We start from the raw sequence: 21535 nt of genomic DNA, 5'->3' as shown, positions 1-21535 counted from the left end.
CCGGAACAGGCTGAGAGATGCACCTTACAGGATAAAGGTCGACACCTGCTGGTTCAGGTCAGCAGCACGCCCTTTGAGGCTGTGGGCCTGATCCAGATCGCGCATGGCGGATGCGGTGATCTCGTCACTCACATCCTTGATGGCGGTGGTGTTCTGGGTGATCTCGCCGGTCACCTGAGTCTGCTCCTCGGCGGCGGTGGCGATCTGGCCCGCCATGTCGGAGATGAGGGAGATGGCGCTGGTGATCTCTTCCAGCGCGCGCACCGCCTGATCGGCATCCTGCACGCTGTTGTCCGCCAGCCCCTGACTGGTCTGCATCAGGCTCACCGCGCGGGCAGTGGTCTGTTGCAGGGTCTCGATGGTGGACTGGATCTGCTGGGTGGAGTCCTGGGTACGGCGCGACAGTACCCGCACCTCGTCAGCGACCACCGCAAAACCACGCCCCTGCTCACCGGCACGGGCCGCTTCGATGGCTGCGTTCAGTGCCAGCAGGTTGGTCTGCTCGGCAATCCCCTGAATGGTGGAGAGGATGCTGGTGATGGCCTGCGCGTGGCGGCTCAGCTCACCGATCACCTCGGTCGCCTGCCCTACCTCTTCGGCCAGACCATTGATGGACTGGCGGGTCTTGTTGACCAGCATCTTGCCCTGCTCACTGCTCTGGGCAGATTGCTGGGCAGCGGCGGCGGTGTTCTCGGCGTTGCCGGCGATCTCCATGGTGGCGCTCGCCATCTCGGTGACCGCAGTGGCGACCATGGTCACCTCCTGCTGCTGACGCTGCAGCTCGTCCACCGCGGCCTGATTGGTCACCAGACTGCGCTCGGCATCGGCGTTCAACTCGTTGGCCAGCTGGCGGATATTGCCGATCAGCTGATGCTGGCTGCCGACGAAACGGTTGAAGCTGTTGGCCAGTTGGCCCACTTCGTCGTTGGCGTCGATCTTGATGCGCTGGGTCAGATCGCCGTTGCCATCGGCAATGCGGGCCAACGCCAGGGATACCTTGGTGAGCGGGCCAAGCAGCATGCTGACCAGCCAGGAGATAGCGAGGATGCTGCCCACCAGCACCAGCAGCGCCATCCCCAGCTGGGTCATCAGCAGGGAGGAGAGCGGCGCTTCCAGCGCGGCCTTGTCCAGCACCAGCACCAGTTCCCAGTCTGTGTCGGGGATATCAACCGCCCACAGCAGCTTGTCGCGACCTTCATTGTCAAAATAAGCTGGCACCAGCTCCTTGCTCGACTTGCTCTGCTCGATCAGCGCGTTGGTCAGATCATTGTCGATCTCGCTGGCCGGTTTCATCGCCTTGGCGGCATCCTTGTAGGCGATGATGGTGCCATCCTTGTGCATCATGATGGCGAAGCCATCCGCAGGCAGCTGCATCTTGGTCACGTCTTCCACCAGCGAGGCGATGGAGAGGTCACCACCGACAACCCCGCCAGAAACCGGCTGGGCCAGGGTCACCACCATGATGTTGTAAGCCACATCGAGATAGGGTTTGGTGACAATCAGGCCACCTTTGCTCATCGCCTCCTGATACCAGCCACGAGAGCGCGGGTCGTAGCCATCGCGGTTGATGGAAGGATCGGAGTCATTCATCTTGCCGCTGCTCTCACCGAAATAGGTGAGCTGGAAACGGCCGGAAACTTGTGCCTGTTGCAAGGCATTGAGGGGTTCGGCACCGGCCTTGTTGCCGAGCGCCTGGATCACGTCGCGACGGGCTGCGAGCCAGTCGCTGACACGCTCGGCCTGCTGGGTACCCAGCCGTTGCAACTGCTCCTGGCTGCCTTGCAGCAACAGGGACTTCTGGCTGCTATAGCTCTGCCAGGAGAGCAACAAAATCACCAACGAAAGGGCGATCACCACTGACAACAGTATCTTCTGCTTGAGTGACAGGTTTTTCATCATGTGTTCTTCTTATTGAGGTGAGGAGCGGGTTTTTCCCTAAATTGCACAACACTACACGTAGTCATTAGCGACCCGAATGGCCAAAACTGAACCTGAAAATGGGTCTGCGGGCGATATTTTCTACCGAGGTGGAGAAAAGTGCACCAGAAATTGACGGCATGAGCCGCACAAGCCAAGGCAACCCTGTTTATTCCTTCCACAATTGGCTAGAATATCCCGTTTTTAAATCACATCGACCCTGAGAGTTTTCACGATGTTCGAAGTTAATCCCGTATTAAATAAACTTAAGGAGCTGTCTGAGCGGACCGAGCTTCTTAGGGGGTACCTTTGACTATGACGCCAAGAAAGAGCGTCTAGAAGAGGTCAACGCCGAGCTGGAACAGCCGCACGTATGGAATGAACCCGAGCGCGCACAGGCGCTGGGCAAAGAGCGCGTTGCGCTGGAAAACGTGGTCGGCACCATCGACACCCTGACTCAGGGCGTGGATGACGTCGAGATGCTGGTGAGCCTGGCCGTGGAAGGGGAAGACGAAGAGACCTTCAACGAAGCCATCGCCGAATCCGAACAGCTGGAAGCCAAGCTGGTGGATCTCGAGTTCCGCCGCATGTTCTCCGGTCAGCACGACGGCTCCGACTGCTATATCGATATTCAATCCGGCTCCGGTGGTACCGAAGCACAGGATTGGGCCAACATGGTACTGCGCATGTACCTGCGCTGGGGCGATGCCCACGGCTACAAGCCCGAGCTGATTGAATGCTCCGAAGGCGACGTGGCTGGTATCAAATCCGCCACCATCAAGTTCACCGGCGAATATGCGTTCGGCTGGCTGCGTACCGAAACCGGCGTACACCGTCTGGTTCGCAAGTCTCCGTTCGATTCCGGTGGCCGCCGTCACACCTCCTTCTGTTCTGTGTTCGTCTACCCCGAGATCGACGACGATATCGATATCGAGATCAACCCGGCGGATCTGCGGATCGACGTCTACCGTGCCTCCGGTGCCGGTGGTCAGCACGTTAACCGAACCGAATCCGCGGTGCGTATTACCCACGTTCCGACAGGTGTCGTGGTACAGTGCCAGAACGACCGTTCCCAGCACAAAAACAAAGACCAGTGTATGAAGCAGCTGAAAGCCAAGCTCTACGAGCTGGAAATTCAGAAGCAGAACGCTGAGAAACAAGCCCTGGAAGAGACCAAGTCTGATATCGGTTGGGGCAGCCAGATCCGTTCCTATGTGCTGGATGACTCCCGTATCAAGGATCTGCGCACCGGCGTCGAAACCCGTAATACCCAATCGGTGCTCGACGGTGACTTGGACAAGTTTATCGAAGCCAGCCTGAAATCAGGTCTGTAAACAAGCAGGAATCACCATGTCTGAACAAACCATCACTCCGGAAGTCGACCAAACTCTCGAACTCAACAACGAGATGACCGAGCGTCGTTCCAAGCTGGCCGCCCTGCGCGCCCAGGGTAATCCTTTCCCCAACGACTTCCGTCGCGACAGCCTCTCTGGCGATCTGCACGCAGAGTTCGACGACAAAAGCGCCGAGGAGCTGACGAGCCTGGGTAAACGGGTGAAGATTGCCGGTCGCATCATGACCCGCCGGATCATGGGCAAGGCTTCTTTCGCCACCCTGCAGGACATGGCCGGCAAGATCCAGGTCTACGTCACCCGTGACGACCTGCCGGAAGGTTTCTACAACGAGCAGTTCAAGAAGTGGGATCTGGGCGACATCGTGGGTGTCGAAGGTACCCTGTTCAAGACCCAGACCGGTGAGCTCTCCGTTCACGTTTCCGATATCCGCCTGCTGACCAAGGCGCTGCGTCCGCTGCCCGAGAAGCACAAAGGCCTGACCGACCAGGAAGCTCGCTGCCGCCAGCGCTACCTGGATCTGATCGCCAACGAAGAGTCTCGCAAGACCTTCATGATCCGCACCCAGGTGGTTGCCGGTATCCGCAAGTTCTTCAACGAAAAGCGCTTCATGGAAGTGGAAACCCCGATGATGCAAGTCATCCCGGGTGGTGCCTCCGCGCGTCCGTTCGTCACTCACCACAATGCGCTGGACATCGACATGTACCTGCGTATCGCTCCGGAGCTCTACCTGAAGCGTCTGGTGGTTGGTGGTTTCGAGCGTGTCTACGAGATCAACCGCAACTTCCGTAACGAAGGTATCTCGGTTCGTCACAACCCCGAGTTCACCATGATCGAGTTCTACATGGCCTACGCCGACTACATCGATCTGATGGACCTGACCGAAGAGCTGCTGCGCACCCTGGCGCAGGACATCCTGGGCGACACCAAGATCCGTTACGCCAAAGAGGGCGAAGAGGGCCTGACCATCGATTTCGGTCAGCCGTTCCAGCGCCTCACCATGGTCGAGTCCATCCTGAAGTTCAATCCGGATGTGACCCTGGATGATCTGGCTACCCTCGAGAGCGCCAAGGCCGTTGCCAAGCGTCTGCACATCGAGCTGATGAAGGGTTGGGAGCTGGGCCACGTGATCACTGCGATCTTCGAAGAGACCGTGGAACACATGCTGCTGCAACCGACCTTCATCACCGAGTACCCGGCCGCCGTTTCTCCGCTGGCTCGCCGCAACGACGTGAACCCGGACGTAACCGACCGCTTCGAATTCTTCATCGGTGGCCGCGAGCTGGCCAACGGCTTCTCCGAGCTGAACGATGCAGAAGATCAGGCCAAGCGCTTCCAGGATCAGGTTGATCAGAAAGAAGCAGGCGACGACGAAGCCATGTTCTACGACGCCGACTTCGTTACCGCGCTGGAGCACGGTCTGCCGCCGACTGCCGGTCAGGGTATCGGTATCGACCGTCTGGTGATGCTGTTCACCAACAGCCACACCATCCGCGACGTCATTCTGTTCCCGGCCCTGCGTCCGCAGAAATAAGGTTCATGCCCGCCGGGATCCATCCCGAGCGCGATAGCTTGAAAACGCCCCGCAACAGCGGGGCGTTTTTCTATCTTCTTTACCGCCAAATCACTTTATAAATTCAATAATGGAATAAAGAAGATGTTTTTATTCTTTGTTGTTATCCAACACGCCCTTTAATCTGGCCAAAAATCAGACCATGGAAGACGCGTGTGATGCAATTGAAGGATTCCCCATTCAACCTCTCCCCCCTCTCTGACGAGCAACAACGTCAGCTGGGTCAGGTACTCTCGACCCTCAATACCCAGCAACTGGCTTGGGTGAGCGGATATCTCTACGGCCTCTCCCAGAGCGGTCACCAAGGCGTTGCAACCAGCGCCGCCGTGGCTGCGCCCAGCGGCAGCCTGACCATTCTCTACGGCTCCCAGACCGGCAACGCCAAAGGTGTCGCCACTGCCATCAAGGCGCAGGCAGAGGCCCGCGGCCTCCCCGTCACCCTTGCGTCGATGGCCGACTACAAACCCAAGCAGCTCAAGAAAGAGAGCCATCTGCTGGTGGTAGTGAGCACTTACGGGGAGGGTGAACCACCGGAGAGCGCCGTCGATCTGTTCGAGCAGCTTAAAAAAGGCAAGCTTGGCAAGCTGGACGGGCTCAAGTTCGCGGTACTGGGGCTGGGTGACAGCTCCTACGAATTTTTCTGCCAGACCGGCAAAGATTTTGACGACTTCCTCGCCAAAGCAGGAGCCGAGCGCATTTATGAGCTCGCCAGCCTCGATGTGGATTATCAGGATGCAGCCAAGAGCTGGAGCGAACAGGCGCTCAATGCCATTGCAGCGACGCTCTCTATCGGTGCTGCCAGCAGCGTAGCCAGCGCGGTGCAGCAGGCGGTTGGCCACAGCCAATACAGCAAGGAGAACCCCTTCCCTGCCCGCCTGTCGGTCAATCAGAAGATCACCGGCCGAGATTCCACCAAGGATATCCGCCATATCGAGATCAATCTGGCCGACTCAGGCCTCACCTATCAGCCGGGGGATGCCCTCGGTGTCTGGTTCGATAATGACGCCGAACTGGTGGGCGAAGTGCTGGCCCTGACCAGCCTATCCGGCGATGAAGCCACAGCCCACGGCACCTTGCGCGCCGCACTGACCGGTCACTTCGAACTGACCCGGCTGCACGGCGGCTTTATCACAGGACTCGCTGATATATCGGAGAACGCAGCGCTCAAAGATCTGGCTGGCGACAAGGCCCAGGTCAATGCACTGGTCGCCTCTGCCCAAGTGGTGGATGTACTGAAACGGTTCCCGACCGCGCTAACGGCCGAGCAGCTGGTTGGCCTGCTGCGACCCCTCACCCCGCGCCTCTATTCCATCGCCTCCGCCCAGAGCGAGGTGGAAGAGGAGGTACACCTGACCGTCGGCGTGGTGCGCTACCCACAGGAAGATGGCACAGTGCGCAGCGGCGCCGCCTCCTCCTATCTGGCGGATCGGCTGATTGAGGATGGCGAGGTGCGGGTGTTTGTCGAGCACAACGACAACTTCCGCCTGCCGCAAAACCCCAACACCCCCGTCATCATGGTGGGTCCGGGCACCGGTATCGCCCCCTTCCGCGCCTTTATGCAGGAGCGGGAAGCTCAAGGGGCCGAGGGCAAGAACTGGCTCTTCTTCGGCAACCCCCACTTCACCCAGGATTTCCTCTATCAGGTGGAGTGGCAGCGTTATGTGAAATCGGGGCTGCTGTCGAAGATCTCCCTGGCCTTCAGCCGGGAGCAGGCCAACAAGATCTATGTGCAGGACCGCTTGCGTGAGGCAGGGCTTGAACTCTACCAGTGGCTGGAAGCTGGCGCTCACTTCTATGTGTGTGGCGACGCCAACAAGATGGCCAAGGATGTACAGGAGGCCCTGCTGGATGTAATTGCCGAACACGGTCACAAGAGCCGTGAGGAAGCAGAAGAGTATTTGAGCGAATTGCGTCGTGCCAAACGTTATCAAAGGGATGTCTATTGATGAGCAAACAACCTCTTTCTCACCCAAAAGCGGGACCGGTCGAAGGGCCGCTGGCCGACAACGAGCGCCTCAAGCGCGAGAGCAACTTCCTGCGCGGCACCATAGAGCAAGATCTGCAGGACCCGCTCACCGGCGGCTTTAACGGCGACAACTTCCAGCTGATCCGCTTTCACGGCATGTACCAGCAAGATGACCGCGACATCCGCCCGGAGCGCGCCGCCCAGAAGCTGGAGCCGCTGCACAACGTCATGCTGCGTGCCCGCCTGCCGGGTGGGATCATCACCCCGGCCCAGTGGCAGATCATCGACAAGTTCGCTGAAGAGCACAGCCTCTACGGCAGCATCCGCCTGACCACCCGTCAGACCTTCCAGTTCCACGGGGTCTTGAAGCGCGACATCAAGCTGATGCACCAGACCCTCAACAGCACCGGTATCGACAGTATTGCCACCGCGGGCGACGTGAACCGCAACGTGCTCTGCACCAGCAACCCGGTGGAGTCCGAACTGCATCAGGAGGCCTACGAGTGGGCCAAGAAGATATCCGAACACCTGCTACCCAAGACCCGCGCCTACGTGGAGATCTGGCTGGACGGTGAAAAACTGGGGCAGGATGAGGAGCCGATATTGGGGTCCAACTACCTGCCGCGCAAATTCAAGACCACTGTGGTGATCCCGCCCCACAACGACGTGGATATCCACGCCAACGATCTCAACTTCGTGGCTATTGCCGAAGGTGGCAAGCTGGTGGGCTTCAACGTGCTGGTGGGCGGTGGCCTCGCCATGACCCACGGCGACACCACCACCTATCCGCGCAAGGCGAGCGACTTTGGCTTTATTCCGCTCTCCCACGTGCTGGAGGTGGCGGCCGCCGTCGTCAGCACCCAGCGCGACTGGGGCAACCGGGTCAACCGCAAGAACGCCAAGACCAAGTACACCCTCGAGCGCGTCGGCGTCGAAGCCTTCAAGGCCGAGGTGGAGAACCGCGCCGGCATCCAGTTCGGGCCGGTTCGCCCCTATGAGTTCACCAGCCGTGGCGATCGCTTCGGTTGGGTCGAGGGGATCGACGGCAAGCACCACCTCACCCTGTTTATTGAGAATGGCCGCCTGCTGGACTTCCCGGGCAAGCCGCTCAAAACCGGCATGCTGGAGATCGCCAAGGTGCATCAGGGGGATTTTCGCCTGACCGCCAACCAGAACCTGATCATCGCAGGGGTGCCTGCCAGCGAGAAGGCCCGCATCGAAGGGCTGGCGCGCCAATACGGCCTGCTGGACGATGGCGTCAGCGAGCAACGCAAGCAGTCGATGGCCTGCGTAGCCCTGCCCACCTGCCCGCTGGCGATGGCCGAGGCTGAGCGCATGCTGCCCGCCTTTGTCACCGACATCGAAGGGCTGCTGGCCAAGCACGGCCTGGCGGATGACGCCATCATCTTCCGGGTCACCGGTTGCCCCAACGGCTGCGGCCGCGCCATGCTGGCAGAAGTGGGTCTGGTGGGCAAGGCGCCCGGCCGCTACAACCTCCATCTGGGGGGCAACCTGGAGGGGACCCGCATTCCGCGCCTCTATCAGGAGAACATCACCGAGCCGCAGATCCTGGCCGAGCTGGATCGACTGATCGGCCGCTGGGCTGCCGAACGCACTGCGGCGGAGTGCTTCGGTGACTTCGTGATCCGGGTTGGGGTAATTGCCCCCGTTATCGATTCTGCGAGGGACTTCTATGCCGCTTAATGTCACTGAAGATGGCCGTCTTGACCTGCAGGCACTGCTGGCCCTCGGCCGTGAGGAGCAAGTCGAGGCTCTGGCCCCCCTCAACCGGGAGCTGGATACCATGAGTGCCCCCGAGCGGGTGCGCTGGGCCCTGGCAAATCTGCCGGGGGAGCATGTGCTCTCATCCAGCTTCGGCATTCAGGCGGCGCTGATGCTCCATCTGGTAAGCCGCGAGCGGGCCGACGTGCCGGTAGTGCTGACCGATACCGGTTATCTGTTCCCGGAGACCTACCGCTTTATCGACGAGCTGACCGAGCGCCTCGCGCTCAACTTGAAGATCTACCGGGCCGAGCTCAGCCCTGCCTGGCAGGAGGCTCGATTTGGTCTCTTGTGGGAGCAGGGGGTGGAGGGGATCACCCGCTACAACCAGCTCAACAAGGTGGAGCCGATGGACCGCGCCCTGCGGGAGCTGGGGGCGCAGACCTGGTTCTCCGGCCTGCGCCGGGAGCAGTCCGGCAGCCGTGGCAAGCTGCCGGTACTCGGCATCCAGCGCGGCCGCTTCAAGTTCCTGCCGGTGATCGACTGGAGCAACAAGGATGTCTTCTACTACTTCAAGGAGTTCGACCTCCCCTACCACCCGCTGTGGGAGCAGGGTTATCTCTCGGTGGGCGATGTCCACACCACCGCCAAGTGGGAGCCGGGCATGAGCGAGGAGCAGACACGCTTCTTCGGCCTCAAGCGCGAGTGCGGTTTGCACGAGGAAAATGGCGAGAACGACGGCTCAGGCATCTAATCCAGTCTTGAAATCCATCAGAACAACAAGGGCATCCGAAGATGCCCTTGTTGTTATTTGCCCATTAGCATTCGCCCGTCAGCGGCGCTGCCAGGTCTCGAAGCTATAGGGATGCGGGTTCTTCTCATCGGCAGGGTGGCTCTCGCACGCAATGCGTTGCCACTGGCCATCGTCAAAAGCAGGGAAACGGGTATCTCCCTCCACCGCCAGATCGATTTGCGTCAGATAGAGACAATCCGCGCTCGGCAACATCTCGGCATAGAGATGACCACCACCGATCACCATCAACTCCTCCACCGAGCTGCCTGCCAACAGCGCCAGCGCCGCCTCGACGGAGCCCACCACCTCAATGCCCTCAGCCTGATAGCCGGGATTGCGGCTGATCACCAGATTGCGCCGTCCGGGCAGCGGTCGACCGATGGATTCGAAGGTCTTGCGCCCCATCAATACCGGTTTACCGAGGGTGACACGCTTGAAGTGAGCCAGATCGGCAGGCAGATGCCAAGGCATCTGGTTGTCCTTGCCTATCACCCTGTCGTGGGCCATGGCGGCAATCATGGAAATCTTCATGGGGCCTCTCACCGTCTGTCAGATTATGGGGCGGTTACGGTACACGACCAGAGAGGGGATCGCCAAACCGAAACTGAGGGCACCGACGATAAAGAGCGCCTTGAGGCCGTTCTCCACCGCACTCTGGATCAACTCCATGGTCACGCCATTAATGTTGAGCTCTACCACCGCAATCATGGTCTTGAACGCATAACTGCCCGGGATCATCGGAATGATGGAAGCAACGCTGAACACCGGACGCGGCGCCAGCAGACGGCGCGACCAGTAGACGCAGACAAAGCCGACCGTGGTCGCCGCAGCCAGCGTCGCCCACTCGATGGGCATACCATAGTGGATCAGCAGGGTACGCAGGCTGTGGGCCAGCGCGCCGCCCATGGCGCAATACTTCAGCATCCGTGGCGGCACGTTGAACAGCATGGCAAACCCCACCGCCGGAATGGAGGACCAGAAGGCATCCTTGGCCAGTAGCCAGAACAAATCCATCATACTTTCCACCCCCAGATCCCGGTGACCGACATGGCCAAAATGATACCTATGGCGGCGCTGATGGTCAGCAGGGTCGCGGTCCCCCAGCGGGCCAGCCCCATGTTGAAGTAGCCCTTCACCATGTCTGAGACCGCATTGATCAGCGGAAAGCCCGGCACCAGCAGCAGCACGCTGGCCGCCATGGCGAGATAGGGCTGGTCACCCCAGTTGAAGAAGGTGGCGCTGGAGGAGAGCAGGGTGGCAATAAAGCCGGTGGCGGCAAAGTTGATGAGCGGGCTATGGTGATGGCGGGCCATCAGCTGGCGCACCCGCATCGCCACGGCAGACGAGAAACAGGTCACCAGGAAGATGGGCCAGTCACCGCCAAACAGCAGGCTGAAGGCGCCGCAAGAGAGCCCCACCATGGGGACCACCAGCCAGGGGTGATAGTGAAAGGGGACGATGGCCTCGAGGCGCTGGCGCACTTCACGGGCACCGATCAGCTCTTTTTCCGCCATGATGCAGATCCGCTGGATCTCGCACACCACCTGCATGTTGATGCCATGTTCGCGCACCCGCCGGGTAGTGGTGACGCAACCCCCCTGATAGAGACTGGTGAGCACGATGGCACTGGAAGAGATGGCCATCTCGACACTCTCCAGCCCCAGTGCCATCCCCAACCGCACCGTGGTCTGCTCGATGATCCGGCTCTCCGCCCCGAACTGGGCCAACATCTGACCCACCTTGACGATAATGCGGGTGATCTCTGTCTGTTGCTCCCGCGACAACACCCGTCTTGGTGTGATACTTCTCATAATCCCTTCGAGTCGTAGCAATAAAAATTTCGGCCATATTAGCCTAACTTTTACTGTTATTCATCCCCCCCTATCACAACCTGACTAATTAGTTATTACAAGAAGGAGAAAAGAAATTACATCACAAATACATTACGACTAACATTAAAAACCATAACAATCAGGTCGCCGGGAATCCCCTTTATTATGGCCTCACCGATTTGGCTGAAATATCATTCAAGGGGGTTATTGCAGATTATTTGCGACGTCGATAGTCCGCCAGACGGATTATTTTACCACTGTCATCGCTTTCAGGCGGAGGGTCCCCCTCTTCCCTGAACTGGCTCATTTCGCTGCGCATCAAATAAAAAGATTCCCGCATCATGTTGGTAATCCGGATACAGCTATCAAGATTGTTTTTCGCCAGACGGCGCTGACCATCAATCTTGAACTGCAACCCGCGCAGACGTCGCCGCTGATCGGGGCTCGCTCGGGCCATCAACTGGTCGATCTGCTGCTCCAGAATCGCATCCAGCCGGGAGGGCTCACTCGCAGCCAACTCCTTCAGGGTGTCAAAATCAGGCAACTCCATATGCCCTCCTTGGCGACTATTGCTGGCAACACACTGCGGTACCACACCATCACGTCCCAGCCATATAAATCTGTATATACGACGCGGCTAAAAAGGGTTCAATCCATCCACTGGCGACTAAACCGGACAATGGTCACTACGAGGGTGTCTATCTATTTTAATTGTGTTTGGAAACAAGCGATTGTTTTTAATTCAGGCGAGATAAAACACTTATGCATTTTAGGTTGTGATTTTCTGTTTTTTATTGCAAATAAAAATCCGGGTGGCCTTATTTTGCTTCATTCGACACTTTATTCTTCCCTCACCGACCCGCGTCATCTCCTGACGGTTTAACATATCTCACTGATTATGTTATTTTAATTGCCACTTTTATCGGACATTCAAGAGCAGACCATGAGCAAGGCAAAAATCGGTATCGTCACCGTCAGCGATCGCGCCAGCGCGGGCATCTATGAAGACCTCTCCGGCAAGGCCATCATCGACACCCTGAACGCCTATCTGACCTCGGAGTGGGAACCTGTCTATCAGGTGATCCCCGATGAGCAGGAGCAGATTGAAGCGACCCTGATCCGGCTGGCGGATGAGGAGCAGTGTTGTCTCATCGTCACCACAGGCGGCACCGGTCCGGCCAAGCGGGATGTCACGCCGGAAGCGACCGAGGCGGTATGTGATCGCATGATGCCTGGCTTTGGCGAGCTGATGCGGGCCGAATCCCTCAAGTTTGTGCCGACTGCCATTCTATCGCGCCAGACTGCCGGACTGCGCGACGATACCCTGATCGTCAATCTGCCGGGCAAGCCCAAATCAATCCGCGAATGCCTGGATGCGGTCTTCCCCGCCATCCCCTACTGTATCGATTTGATGGAAGGGCCGTATCTTGAGTGCGATGAAACCGTCATCAAGCCGTTTCGGCCGAAAAAATAGCGAACCCGACCATAAAAAATAATGGCGAGCCTTGGCTCGCCATTATTTTTAACTCATCTGTCTGCGCAGAAAAACCGCATCAATTATTTGCGGCCGAATACTTTTACGCCCGCTTTGCTGCGCTCTGAATTACCGTACACTTCGATTTTTTTCACACAACGGCGCGAGCCCAGTGATTTCCACTCGGTCTCTTTATCACTGCTCATTTCCCGATCGAAACGAATGGTCTTGGTACGATCACCACCATAGGTCACCACCACCCGATCCAGGGTCAAATCACGCTCCGCCTTCACCTTGATATATTTGGTCTGACGGCAAACCACCAAAGGAATTGTCGCACCATGATCACCGGCTCCCAGTAAAATAGTCCGCCCCAGCGTGAACTGATCGTCACCGGCATGGCTGGCTGACGCCACCACCAGCAAGGCACCACCCAGCAAGGCACCACCCAGCAAGCTGCGTGCAGAAAAACGGGAATTCCAGATAGACATCAAGGACATAACACCTCCAATAAAAAATGGAGTGTGATGATAAGGGTTAAACCATAACGGAAGCTGTATCACAGCTGAATTTGCTGCGAATGTGCGGGGATCGACAGAGAAAACAGCGCGACTTTTCGGCAAAAAGAGAAGAGCCGCAGATAGCGGCCCTTGCGGCAAGAGAGCGCTTAGCGCTCCATGATTTGGGTCACGTCATCTTTCTTGATCATCACCTCGCGCCCTTCATGATCGTAATAGCGATACATGCCGGTGCTCTCGTCCAGCTTGGGTTTGCTCTCTGTGGTGATCATCTTGCCATCCTTGGTGCTCATGATGTATTGGGAGCTGCATGCCACCAGCCCCAGGGCACACACCAGGATCATCATCAATTTTTTCATGGCGGCCTCTTCTGCGATCATCCTCACCACGAGGATGTTTCTTGAAGCCTAGTTCAATCGCACGGCACGGGATGGCGGGATGATCAAAGCGGGATCGCCGTCAATAATCAGCGACTTAGCCTAGTTATCTGGCCGGGTGGCGAGCTCAATGAAAAAGGCCGGACATCTCTGTCCGGCCTCTTCTTTCAAGCGCAAATGCGCAATCATGACTTGGCAGGCTGACGCTCACCGGTCACGATCGGGTTCTTGGGATCGGAACTCCACTCGTACCAACCACCGTCGTAGACGCTGATCTGTTTCCAGTCCATCAGCCAGGCGTAGAAGAAGGCCTCGGAGGCGCGCCAGCCGGTACCGCAGTAGAACGCCGCCTGCTGGGTTGGCTCGATGTTCCACTGGTCCCACATGGCGAGGATCTCGCGGGCCGGCTTCATGGTACCGTCCGGGTTGTGGAAGTCGCTCATGCTGTTGGCATCGACGCCACCATGACCCCATTTGGCCCCCGGGATATCGCCCTTCGGCTTGATGTAGCTGTAACCTGAGGTGTTGCCGACAAACTCGTCCCAGGTACGCACACTGACCAGCGCGCTATCGGGCTGCTTGAGCAGCTCTTTCGCCTGACTTAGCGTGGTGTAGTACTCGGGGTGAGCGGGAATGGCCACGCCAAACTCCTTCACCGGCTCATATTTGTTGGGCAGACCAGTTTCGGTGCGCAGGTGCTGGATAAACCAGGCATCCAGACCACCGTCCAGCAGGCGCACATCTTCCACCCCCGCATACATCATCAGGTGCGCGGCACGGGCAGCCGCCATGGTGTTGCGACCATAGAGGATAACGGTGGTGTCGTGACGGATGCCGTTATCCAGCAGCAGCTTCTTGAGCGCTTCGTCAGAGACCTTGTTCCACAGCGGCTCCTCTTCGAGGCTGTTGGTATCGATATAGCCGGCCCCCGGGATGTGGCTGATGAGGTAGGCCTTGGGTGAACCCCAATCCACTTCAAACAGCTTCCAGTCTCCCTTGGGCGCCGCCGCAACCGGCTTGCCCTCTTGCAGATCCGCCAACCAGCGCGGATAGACCAGCTGCTGCCAGCGTGCCAGCGACTCGCGCGGTGCGGCTTGCCACCCTTGCAGCTCGAACAGCTGCTTGATCCCCTGCTTGCGCAGCAGACGGGCCACCTCGGCCACTTCGCGGGACGCACCGTAGAGGGCAACCGGACGATCGGCTTTCAGCCCCTTGATCTCGAGCGCCTTTGGCCACTCTTCATCGCTGTATTTCCACTCGGCAGAGAGGTTTTCGGCGCCCGCCACATGGCCGCCCTGCTTCTCCCCTTCCATCGGCCACCCCTGATAGAAGTAGCTGGCGCGGGTATCCAGGATGACAGCCTGTTTGGCCTTGGCATCGGCCAGCGAGAGCGGTGGCAACTCCCCTGCCACTGCGGGCAGGGCACACCAGAGCAGTAAGGTCGCCAGCGCGGCCTGCAGGAAGCGAAGATGTCGTTTCATGGTGATTTCTCGATTCATAGTGAACAAGGTTAAAAAATGGAGCGACCCAGCCGCTCGGCCAGCAGCTCCAGCGCCGCCGTGCCCGCCAGCGAGTTACCGGCTTTGTTGAGCTCGGGCGACCAGACACAGACGCAGAGCTCGCCCGGGATCAGGGCGATGATACCGCCGCCGACACCCGATTTGCCCGGCATGCCGACCCGATAGGCAAAATCGCCCGCCTCATCATAGAGACCGCAGGTGGCGAGCAGGGCGTTGACCTGCTTGGTGGTGCGGGCGGGCAGCAGCGGTACGCTCTCGCCCAGTGGCACACCACGGTTGGCCAGATAGATGAATGCCCGCGCCAGATCGACGCAGCTCATGCGAATGGCACAGGCATTGAAGTAGCTTTGCAGCACCTTGTCCACTTCGTTTTCGAAGTTGCCGTAGGCCTTCATCAGATAGGCGATGGCGGCGTTGCGGGCAGAGTGCTGATATTCGGAGCGAGCGACCACCTGATCCGCCATGATGGCCGGATTGCCGGAAAGGCGGCGCACCAGCTCTAGGGTACGCTGACGGGGCGCAGTGAGGCGGGTCTCCAGCAGATCGCTCACCACCAGCGCCCCAGCATTGATAAAGGGGTTGCGGGGGATCCCCTGCTCGAACTCAAGCTGCACCAGCGAGTTGAAGGGCTGGCCGGAGGGCTCCTTGCCAACCCGGGCCCAGATCTCCTCCTCCTGATAGAGAGTGAGTGCCAGGGTCAGGCTCAGGGCCTTGGAGATACTCTGGATGGAGAAGGGTTCAAAAGCGTCACCGGCGGTGAACAGCTCCCCCTCGACGGTACAGACTGCGATACCCAGCCGATCGGCCGGTACCTGAGCCAGTGCCGGAATGTAGTCGGCCACCTTGCCTTGTCCCAGCAACGGGCGCACCTCTTCAAGGATGCTGGCCAGTAATTCGGATGACAACACCATAAGCAATAAGCGATTCCATGACTAAAACAGCGGTGGAAATCCCATCCCCACTGACAAAAATCCCGCCAGCGGCGGGATTTTTCAGTTACCCACAACAAGGCGCCAGATGCGGCAGCCTTGTATCAGGCCGGTTCACCGTACCAGAGGTCGAACAGCTCGGTAACGACCACGGCTTCCATCCCCTTGCCTTCCAGCCAGGATTTGACGGCAGCGCGGTCTTCTTCGGTACACTTGCCCAGTTGCTGGGTGCAGATCATCCCTTCCCAGGCCAGGTGACCGGAGCCGGCAAAAGCCAGTTTACGGGGTTCAACAACCTCATCGATCATCGCATCGACTACCGCATCGATGGTCTCTTCGGCAGTGCCGACCGGGAAGTTGAAACTGATGTCGAAACCCATTTCCTGGAATTCATCGACGCGCAGTTTCTTGCGCAGGCGGCGGCTACGATTGGCCATGATAGCTCCTCAAGTTAGTTGATACGCTAGGTGTGTTGACGTGCCAGCTTAGCTGACACGCTTGAAAATCAGATCCCAAACCCCGTGGCCGAGACGGTGGCCACGTTGTTCAAATTTGGTCAGCGGACGCCAGTCCGGACGAGGCACCCAGTTGCCGGTGGCAGAGGTGTTCTCGTAACCCTCGGCGGCGCTCATCACTTCCAGCATGTGCTCGGCATAGTTTTCCCAGTCGGTCGCCATGTGGAACACGCCACCGATGGCCAGCTTCTGGCGAATATCCTGGGCAAACGCAGGCTGTACGATGCGGCGCTTGTGGTGACGGCTCTTGTGCCAGGGATCCGGGAAGAAGAGCTGCAGGCAGGAGAGTGAACCGTTCGGGATCATGTGCTCCAGCACCTCGACCGCATCGTGGCAGATCACCTTCAGATTGGTGACGCCCGCTTCCTGAGCGGTACCCAGACAGGCACCCACGCCCGGGGAGTGCACTTCGATACCAATGAAGTTCTTCTCGGGGGCATTCTTCGCCATCTCCACCAGAGAGGCGCCCATGCCAAAGCCGATCTCCAGCACCACAGGTGCTTCACGGCCAAACAGTGCGACCAGATCGAGCTGCTTTGGCTCGAAATCGATGCCCATGACCGGCCAGAGCTCTTCCAGGGCTTTCTCCTGCCCTTTGGTCAGGCGGCCTTCGCGACGGACAAAGCTGCGGATCTTGCGCATGAACTTGCCGTCTTCGTTAAATACATCTTGGGTCACAGGCATAATGGTCTCGTTATTTCATCAATCCGGGTAATACATCTTGTGTCCGATCCCGAGCGGGACCGCTCGCGGCTCGGCATTTCATCGACCCGCGAAAACAGGGAGCGAATTATCCCAAGATAGGCCCAAGGCGCAAGTGTTTCGCGCAACAAATATTCCGGCCATCCACTTCCCTGCACCCTCACTGGCATCACCATACCGACTAACCGTCCAATATAATCCGCAGCAGAGTCGTTCCAGCCCTTTTTTGGCGATTTTTGTGACAATCATTGCCTCATTTCTGAAATCTGATACAAACGGATAACCTGGCGGTCGAATGGAGCGACCGCCCACATGCCGAGAGAATTGTCTATGCAGCCGTTTTTTGCCCAGCGCTTCGAGAAGGTTGAACCTTCCTTTATCCGTGAAATCCTCAAAGTTGCCGCCAATCCGGAGATCATCTCCTTCGCCGGTGGCCTGCCCAATCCCCACCTGTTTCCGGTCAAAGCGATCGATCAGGCCTGTCAGGATGTACTGCGCGAACAGGGGGCTGCGGCCCTGCAATATGCGGCGACCGAGGGCTTCGCCCCGCTGCGCCAGTATATTGCCGACCGCTATCTGACCCGCCACGGCATGCAGGTCAATCCGGACAATATCCTCATCACCAGCGGCTCCCAGCAGGCGCTGGATCTGCTGGGCAAGGTGCTGATCGACGAGGGTCAGGATCTCATCATCGAAGAGCCGGGTTACCTTGGCGCCATTCAGGCTTTTTCTGTCTACCAGCCCACCTTCAAGCCGATCACCCTTGAAGAAGAGGGACTGGATCTGGCGGCGCTGGATGCGCTGCTGGCAAGCGGATCCAATGCCAAGCTGCTCTACGGCGTGCCCAACTTCCAGAACCCGAGCGGTGTCTCCTACAGCCGTGCCAACCGCGAGGCAGTGGCCGAGCGACTGGTGCGCCACGAGCTGTTGATGGTGGAAGATGACCCCTACGGCGAGCTGCGCTTCGAGGGCGAGCATCTGCCCCCCATTGCCAAGCTGGCGCCAAACAATACCGTGCTGCTCGGCTCGTTTTCCAAAACCGTGGTGCCTGCCTTCCGTCTGGGCTGGATGGTGATGCCGGAGTGGCTGCGCAAGAAGGTGACCATCGCCAAGCAGGCGACCGATCTGCACAGCAACGCCTTCAGCCAGCAGGTGCTGCACCGCTTCCTGACCGACAACTCCCTCGACGCTCACCTGGAGAAGATCAAGGAGGTCTATGGCCGCCAGCGCGCCGCCATGGAAGCCGCGCTGGCCCGTCACTGCCCGCCCGGCGTCAGCTACACCCGACCGGAAGGGGGTATGTTCCTCTGGCTGACCCTGCCAGCCCACATCAGTGCCATGGCGCTGTTTGACGAGGCGATCAAGGAGAAGGTGGCTTTCGTACCCGGCGCCCCCTTCTACGTGCGCCCCGAGATCAAGAACACCCTGCGCCTGAGCTTCTCCTGCGTCGATGAAGCGACCATCGAGGAGGGGGTCAAACGCTTGGCCCGCGCCCTCCAGCGCATGCTCTGATCGCCCAAGCCAAACCGTACCAACAATAAACCAGCGAGTGATCGCTGGTTTTTCATGCTCCCCATTCACCCGTTCAGCCAAACAGGGTCTTGCAAAACTGCTTCATCGGGATGGGGCGGCTATAACGATACCCTTGCAGATAGTCAACGTGGCGCGCCCGCAGGTAGTCCGCCTGCGACTGCTTCTCGACCCCCTCCGCGATCAGGATCAATTCAAGTCGCTTCGCCAGATCAATCACGTTTTCAACGATATGGCTGGAGAGTGCATCCGTGCCGATCATCTCCACAAAGCTCCGGTCAATCTTGATTGCATCGACCTGAAACTGTTGCAGATAGGTGAGACTGGAGTGACCGGTGCCAAAATCATCGATAGAGATCAACACGCCCAGTTTGCGCAATTCGGCAAACATCCGGGCGGTTGTCTCATCAGCTACCAGCAGTTCACGCTCGGTCAGCTCCAGCCCCAAATCAACGGGATTGTCCTTAAACGCGTCGAGAAACGCCTTGCAGTCAGCCAACAGGTCGAGATCCTGAAAGTGTTTGGCGCTGATATTGAAGCAAAAATGGAACTTGGCCGGCAGCTTGCGGGCATAAGGGGAGAAGTGGTCGCGCACCTGCGCCATCAACAGGCTGGTCATGGGCACGATCAACCCGCTATCTTCCGCCAGCGGAATAAAGCGATCCGGCGAGATCATCCCCTGCTTGGGATGCTGCCAGCGCATCAGCACCTCACAGCCACGCCACTGCTCATCCTCACCGGAGACCACCGGCTGCAGATAGGGGATAAACTCCTCCTCGATCAACGCCCGCTTGAGCTCCTCCGCTGGCGAGCTGCTACGCCCCACCAGCCTGAAGGTGCCGAATCCAATCAGCAGCGCCAGCAACGGAAAGAGGAACAAGGTCTCTCTGGAGTGGCGCCATGCATGGCTCAAGTAGTCATGCACCGTCACCCAGGTGACGACCTGATAGGGGAAATCGGCTGAAGATAGCACCATATACCCCTCTTTTGCTGGAGAGGGCGCCGTATCTACCTGACCTGAACCAAACAGCGCCCTCTGCCCCACTACCAGGGCTATCGGGGAGTTCTTGCTGGAGATCTCCAGAGTATTGCGCAGGTAGTAGCCATCTACACCGATCAGCACACTCCCCTTGTCCGTTGCTTGACGCAGCACAATCAAGGGGCGATCCGGTGTGACCTCATTACCAGGCAGCAGTTGCAACCAGCCAGCCACGAAGTTGTCTGGATTGAAAGGGCCATCGTAGTCGCCATAGAGTGAGGAGCAGTAGATACGACTGCCGACAGCCAGATTGGCGGACCGCACATCGGGGATCGTAGCCACCTGCTCGCGTAGCAGTTGTGCCGCCTCCTTACAGGGGTGACCAAGCATCCCCTCCACATTGATGGCCGCTTGCCGGGCATGGCCGATGGTGCGATCAAACATCACACGGGCATGCTGCAACCGTGAATCGGCATCACGCTCTATCTCCGTCACGGTCTGCCAGATAACTGCAATAACCCCCAGCAGCAGGATCCCGCCCCCCATCAGCAGCGCCAGCAGAAGCCTCGAGTAAAGCTGGCGAAGTTTCAAACGACGAAATGGCATGGCGGCCTCTTTGATGCTCGGATAATGGGTGACAGCCTCGTTGGACAGGCGAAAAGGGTCGCCATAATAGCGATTGATCAACAAATGTCCACCCAACAAAAATCAATCAATTCAAACTATTGTTCAACAATATGTCGTAAGAAGAGGATAGAGTTAACAAACGTCAAACAGATAACTCCCGAAGCACGTCTCACTTGTTGCAGGAGGACGACGCCATTAGAGTAGAGCAAACGGCAGCAGGAGCGTGCAGCGATGAAGATTCTTATTACCGGAGGAACCGGCTTTATCGGCCGCAAGCTGGTTGCCCATCTCAAGGTCAATCACGAGGTCGTGGTATTGAGCAGGCAGGGGAGCCGCGCTTACTCCCTGCTGGGTCACGATATCAAGGTATTGGATAACCTCGACCGGCTCGATGACCTCAATGACGTGGACGCGGTGCTCAATCTGGCCGGTGAACCCATTGCCGCCGGACGCTGGAGCGAGTCGCGCAAACAGCTGCTCTGCGATAGCCGCTGGCTACTGACCGAGCAACTGGTAGATCTCATCAAGCTATCCAGCACGCCGCCCAAGGTGCTGATCAACGCCTCCGCCATCGGCTGGTATGGCAGACAGGGCACCGAAACCCTCGATGAGCAGTGCCGCTCTCCCAACGACGAGTTTACCCACCAGCTCTGCCAGCAGTGGGAAACCTTGGCGCAGGAGGCCCAGAGCCGCCAAACCCGGGTCTGTATCGTGCGGATCGGGCTGGTGCTTGGCATGGATGGCGGCGCCCTGCCCAAAATGCTCCCCCCTTACCGACTCGGACTCGGCGGCCCCATGGGATCGGGCAGCCAGATGATGAGCTGGATCCATGTGCAGGACCTGGTGCGCGCCATGCTGTTCTTGCTGGATCACGAAGAGTGCAGCGGCATCTTCAACGGCACTGCCCCTCATCCGGTCAGCAACCGGGAGTTCAGCCAGACCCTTGCCACCACGCTGCACCGTCCGCACCTCTTCTTCGTGCCGGCGCCGCTGTTGCAACTGGTGATGGGGGAGGCGGCAGATCTGCTGCTGACCGGACAAAAGGTGATACCAGCACGGCTGCAACAGGCCGGTTTTCACTTCAGCTATCCCGAGCTGCCGAGCGCCCTCGCCAATCTGCTGCGCGAGCCCCGCTAACTCACACCCGCTCGCTGCGTCCGCTCATCAGCACCTCACATAACAAGCTGCCCGGCCAATGGCCGGGCAGCT

20 protein-coding genes are annotated in these 21535 nt (G+C 58.7%); 8 read left to right on the top strand and 12 right to left on the bottom strand.

The window, feature by feature from the left end:
• Positions 1–24: 24 nt before the first annotated feature.
• On the bottom strand, positions 25–1896 hold the full coding sequence (locus AB5Y85_RS06965; protein ID WP_257687056.1) for a methyl-accepting chemotaxis protein: 1872 nt from the start codon (positions 1894–1896) through the stop codon (positions 25–27).
• A 256-nt stretch (positions 1897–2152) separates the two neighbouring features.
• On the opposite strand from AB5Y85_RS06965, the gene prfB reads away from it, so the two are divergent.
• The 5 genes from prfB (at position 2153) to AB5Y85_RS06940 (ending at position 9284) form a co-directional block, all read left to right on the top strand.
• Positions 2153–3251 (top strand): peptide chain release factor 2 gene (gene prfB / locus AB5Y85_RS06960; protein ID WP_257687045.1). Its coding sequence is split into 2 segments (ribosomal slippage): positions 2153–2227 and positions 2229–3251, totalling 1098 coding nucleotides; the frame shifts between segments, so codons are not numbered across the junction.
• A 16-nt stretch (positions 3252–3267) separates the two neighbouring features.
• Complete coding sequence (lysS, locus tag AB5Y85_RS06955) at positions 3268–4803, top strand: lysine--tRNA ligase (RefSeq protein WP_005335201.1); 1536 nt, start codon at positions 3268–3270, stop codon at positions 4801–4803.
• A 197-nt stretch (positions 4804–5000) separates the two neighbouring features.
• Complete coding sequence (locus AB5Y85_RS06950) at positions 5001–6788, top strand: assimilatory sulfite reductase (NADPH) flavoprotein subunit (protein WP_257687057.1); 1788 nt, start codon at positions 5001–5003, stop codon at positions 6786–6788.
• The gene (gene cysI, locus AB5Y85_RS06945) at positions 6788–8512 is read left to right on the top strand and encodes an assimilatory sulfite reductase (NADPH) hemoprotein subunit (protein ID WP_257687046.1); all 1725 of its coding nucleotides are present in this window, start codon (positions 6788–6790) and stop codon (positions 8510–8512) included. Before AB5Y85_RS06950 ends, cysI begins: the two co-directional genes overlap by 1 nt.
• Positions 8502–9284 carry a phosphoadenylyl-sulfate reductase gene (locus tag AB5Y85_RS06940; RefSeq protein ID WP_047438077.1) on the top strand — a complete coding sequence of 261 codons (783 nt, stop codon included), beginning with the start codon at positions 8502–8504 and terminating at the stop codon, positions 9282–9284. The genes cysI and AB5Y85_RS06940 overlap by 11 nt, the downstream gene beginning before the upstream one ends.
• A gap of 78 nt (positions 9285–9362) precedes the next feature.
• Here the strand turns inward: AB5Y85_RS06940 and folA are convergent, their stop codons facing one another.
• From folA to AB5Y85_RS06920, 4 genes are all read right to left on the bottom strand, one after another.
• Positions 9363–9854, bottom strand: a complete 492-nt coding sequence (gene folA, locus AB5Y85_RS06935; protein WP_069526448.1) for a type 3 dihydrofolate reductase — start codon at positions 9852–9854, stop codon at positions 9363–9365.
• Between the two features lie 18 nt (positions 9855–9872).
• Positions 9873–10340 carry a threonine/serine exporter family protein gene (locus AB5Y85_RS06930; protein ID WP_257687047.1) on the bottom strand — a complete coding sequence of 156 codons (468 nt, stop codon included), beginning with the start codon at positions 10338–10340 and terminating at the stop codon, positions 9873–9875.
• Positions 10337–11134, bottom strand: coding sequence for a threonine/serine exporter family protein (locus AB5Y85_RS06925; RefSeq protein ID WP_005348133.1), 798 nt, complete (start codon positions 11132–11134; stop codon positions 10337–10339). The genes AB5Y85_RS06930 and AB5Y85_RS06925 overlap by 4 nt, the downstream gene beginning before the upstream one ends.
• 235 nt (positions 11135–11369) lie before the next feature.
• Positions 11370–11705 (bottom strand): DUF3135 domain-containing protein, encoded by a 336-nt coding sequence (locus tag AB5Y85_RS06920; RefSeq protein ID WP_179902385.1) that lies wholly within the window; start codon positions 11703–11705, stop codon positions 11370–11372.
• A 393-nt stretch (positions 11706–12098) separates the two neighbouring features.
• Between AB5Y85_RS06920 and mog the strand changes: the two genes are divergently transcribed.
• Positions 12099–12629: a molybdopterin adenylyltransferase gene (gene mog, locus AB5Y85_RS06915; protein WP_005348144.1), complete on the top strand. Its 531-nt coding sequence runs from the start codon at positions 12099–12101 to the stop codon at positions 12627–12629.
• An 83-nt stretch (positions 12630–12712) separates the two neighbouring features.
• Here the strand turns inward: mog and AB5Y85_RS06910 are convergent, their stop codons facing one another.
• The 6 genes from AB5Y85_RS06910 to trmB form a co-directional block, all read right to left on the bottom strand.
• Positions 12713–13129 (bottom strand): DUF2541 family protein, encoded by a 417-nt coding sequence (locus AB5Y85_RS06910; RefSeq protein WP_257687048.1) that lies wholly within the window; start codon positions 13127–13129, stop codon positions 12713–12715.
• Between the two features lie 167 nt (positions 13130–13296).
• The gene (locus tag AB5Y85_RS06905) at positions 13297–13506 is read right to left on the bottom strand and encodes a YgdI/YgdR family lipoprotein (protein WP_005335219.1); all 210 of its coding nucleotides are present in this window, start codon (positions 13504–13506) and stop codon (positions 13297–13299) included.
• Between the two features lie 203 nt (positions 13507–13709).
• A complete protein-coding gene (locus tag AB5Y85_RS06900; RefSeq protein WP_179902387.1) occupies positions 13710–15005 on the bottom strand; it encodes a sulfurtransferase in 1296 nt (431 codons plus the stop codon).
• A 29-nt stretch (positions 15006–15034) separates the two neighbouring features.
• Positions 15035–15955 carry a glutaminase B gene (gene glsB / locus AB5Y85_RS06895; protein WP_005348151.1) on the bottom strand — a complete coding sequence of 307 codons (921 nt, stop codon included), beginning with the start codon at positions 15953–15955 and terminating at the stop codon, positions 15035–15037.
• Between the two features lie 122 nt (positions 15956–16077).
• Positions 16078–16410, bottom strand: a complete 333-nt coding sequence (locus tag AB5Y85_RS06890; RefSeq protein WP_005348158.1) for a YggL family protein — start codon at positions 16408–16410, stop codon at positions 16078–16080.
• Between the two features lie 48 nt (positions 16411–16458).
• The gene (gene trmB / locus AB5Y85_RS06885; protein WP_005335228.1) at positions 16459–17172 is read right to left on the bottom strand and encodes a tRNA (guanosine(46)-N7)-methyltransferase TrmB; all 714 of its coding nucleotides are present in this window, start codon (positions 17170–17172) and stop codon (positions 16459–16461) included.
• A 348-nt stretch (positions 17173–17520) separates the two neighbouring features.
• Here trmB and AB5Y85_RS06880 point away from each other — a divergent pair, with 348 nt between their 5' ends.
• The gene (locus AB5Y85_RS06880; RefSeq protein WP_257687049.1) at positions 17521–18702 is read left to right on the top strand and encodes a PLP-dependent aminotransferase family protein; all 1182 of its coding nucleotides are present in this window, start codon (positions 17521–17523) and stop codon (positions 18700–18702) included.
• A gap of 73 nt (positions 18703–18775) precedes the next feature.
• Here AB5Y85_RS06880 and AB5Y85_RS06875 read toward each other — a convergent pair whose 3' ends face one another.
• Complete coding sequence (locus AB5Y85_RS06875; protein ID WP_240533715.1) at positions 18776–20305, bottom strand: EAL domain-containing protein; 1530 nt, start codon at positions 20303–20305, stop codon at positions 18776–18778.
• Positions 20306–20557: 252 nt separating this feature from the next.
• Between AB5Y85_RS06875 and AB5Y85_RS06870 the strand changes: the two genes are divergently transcribed.
• Positions 20558–21463: a TIGR01777 family oxidoreductase gene (locus AB5Y85_RS06870; RefSeq protein WP_257687050.1), complete on the top strand. Its 906-nt coding sequence runs from the start codon at positions 20558–20560 to the stop codon at positions 21461–21463.
• Positions 21464–21535: the final 72 nt, after the last annotated feature.

Origin of the sequence: Aeromonas sp. R3-1, assembly GCF_040908345.1 — a bacterium.
Classification (GTDB): domain Bacteria; phylum Pseudomonadota; class Gammaproteobacteria; order Enterobacterales; family Aeromonadaceae; genus Aeromonas; species Aeromonas veronii.
This window is presented reverse-complemented; position numbering and strand designations above follow the sequence as displayed.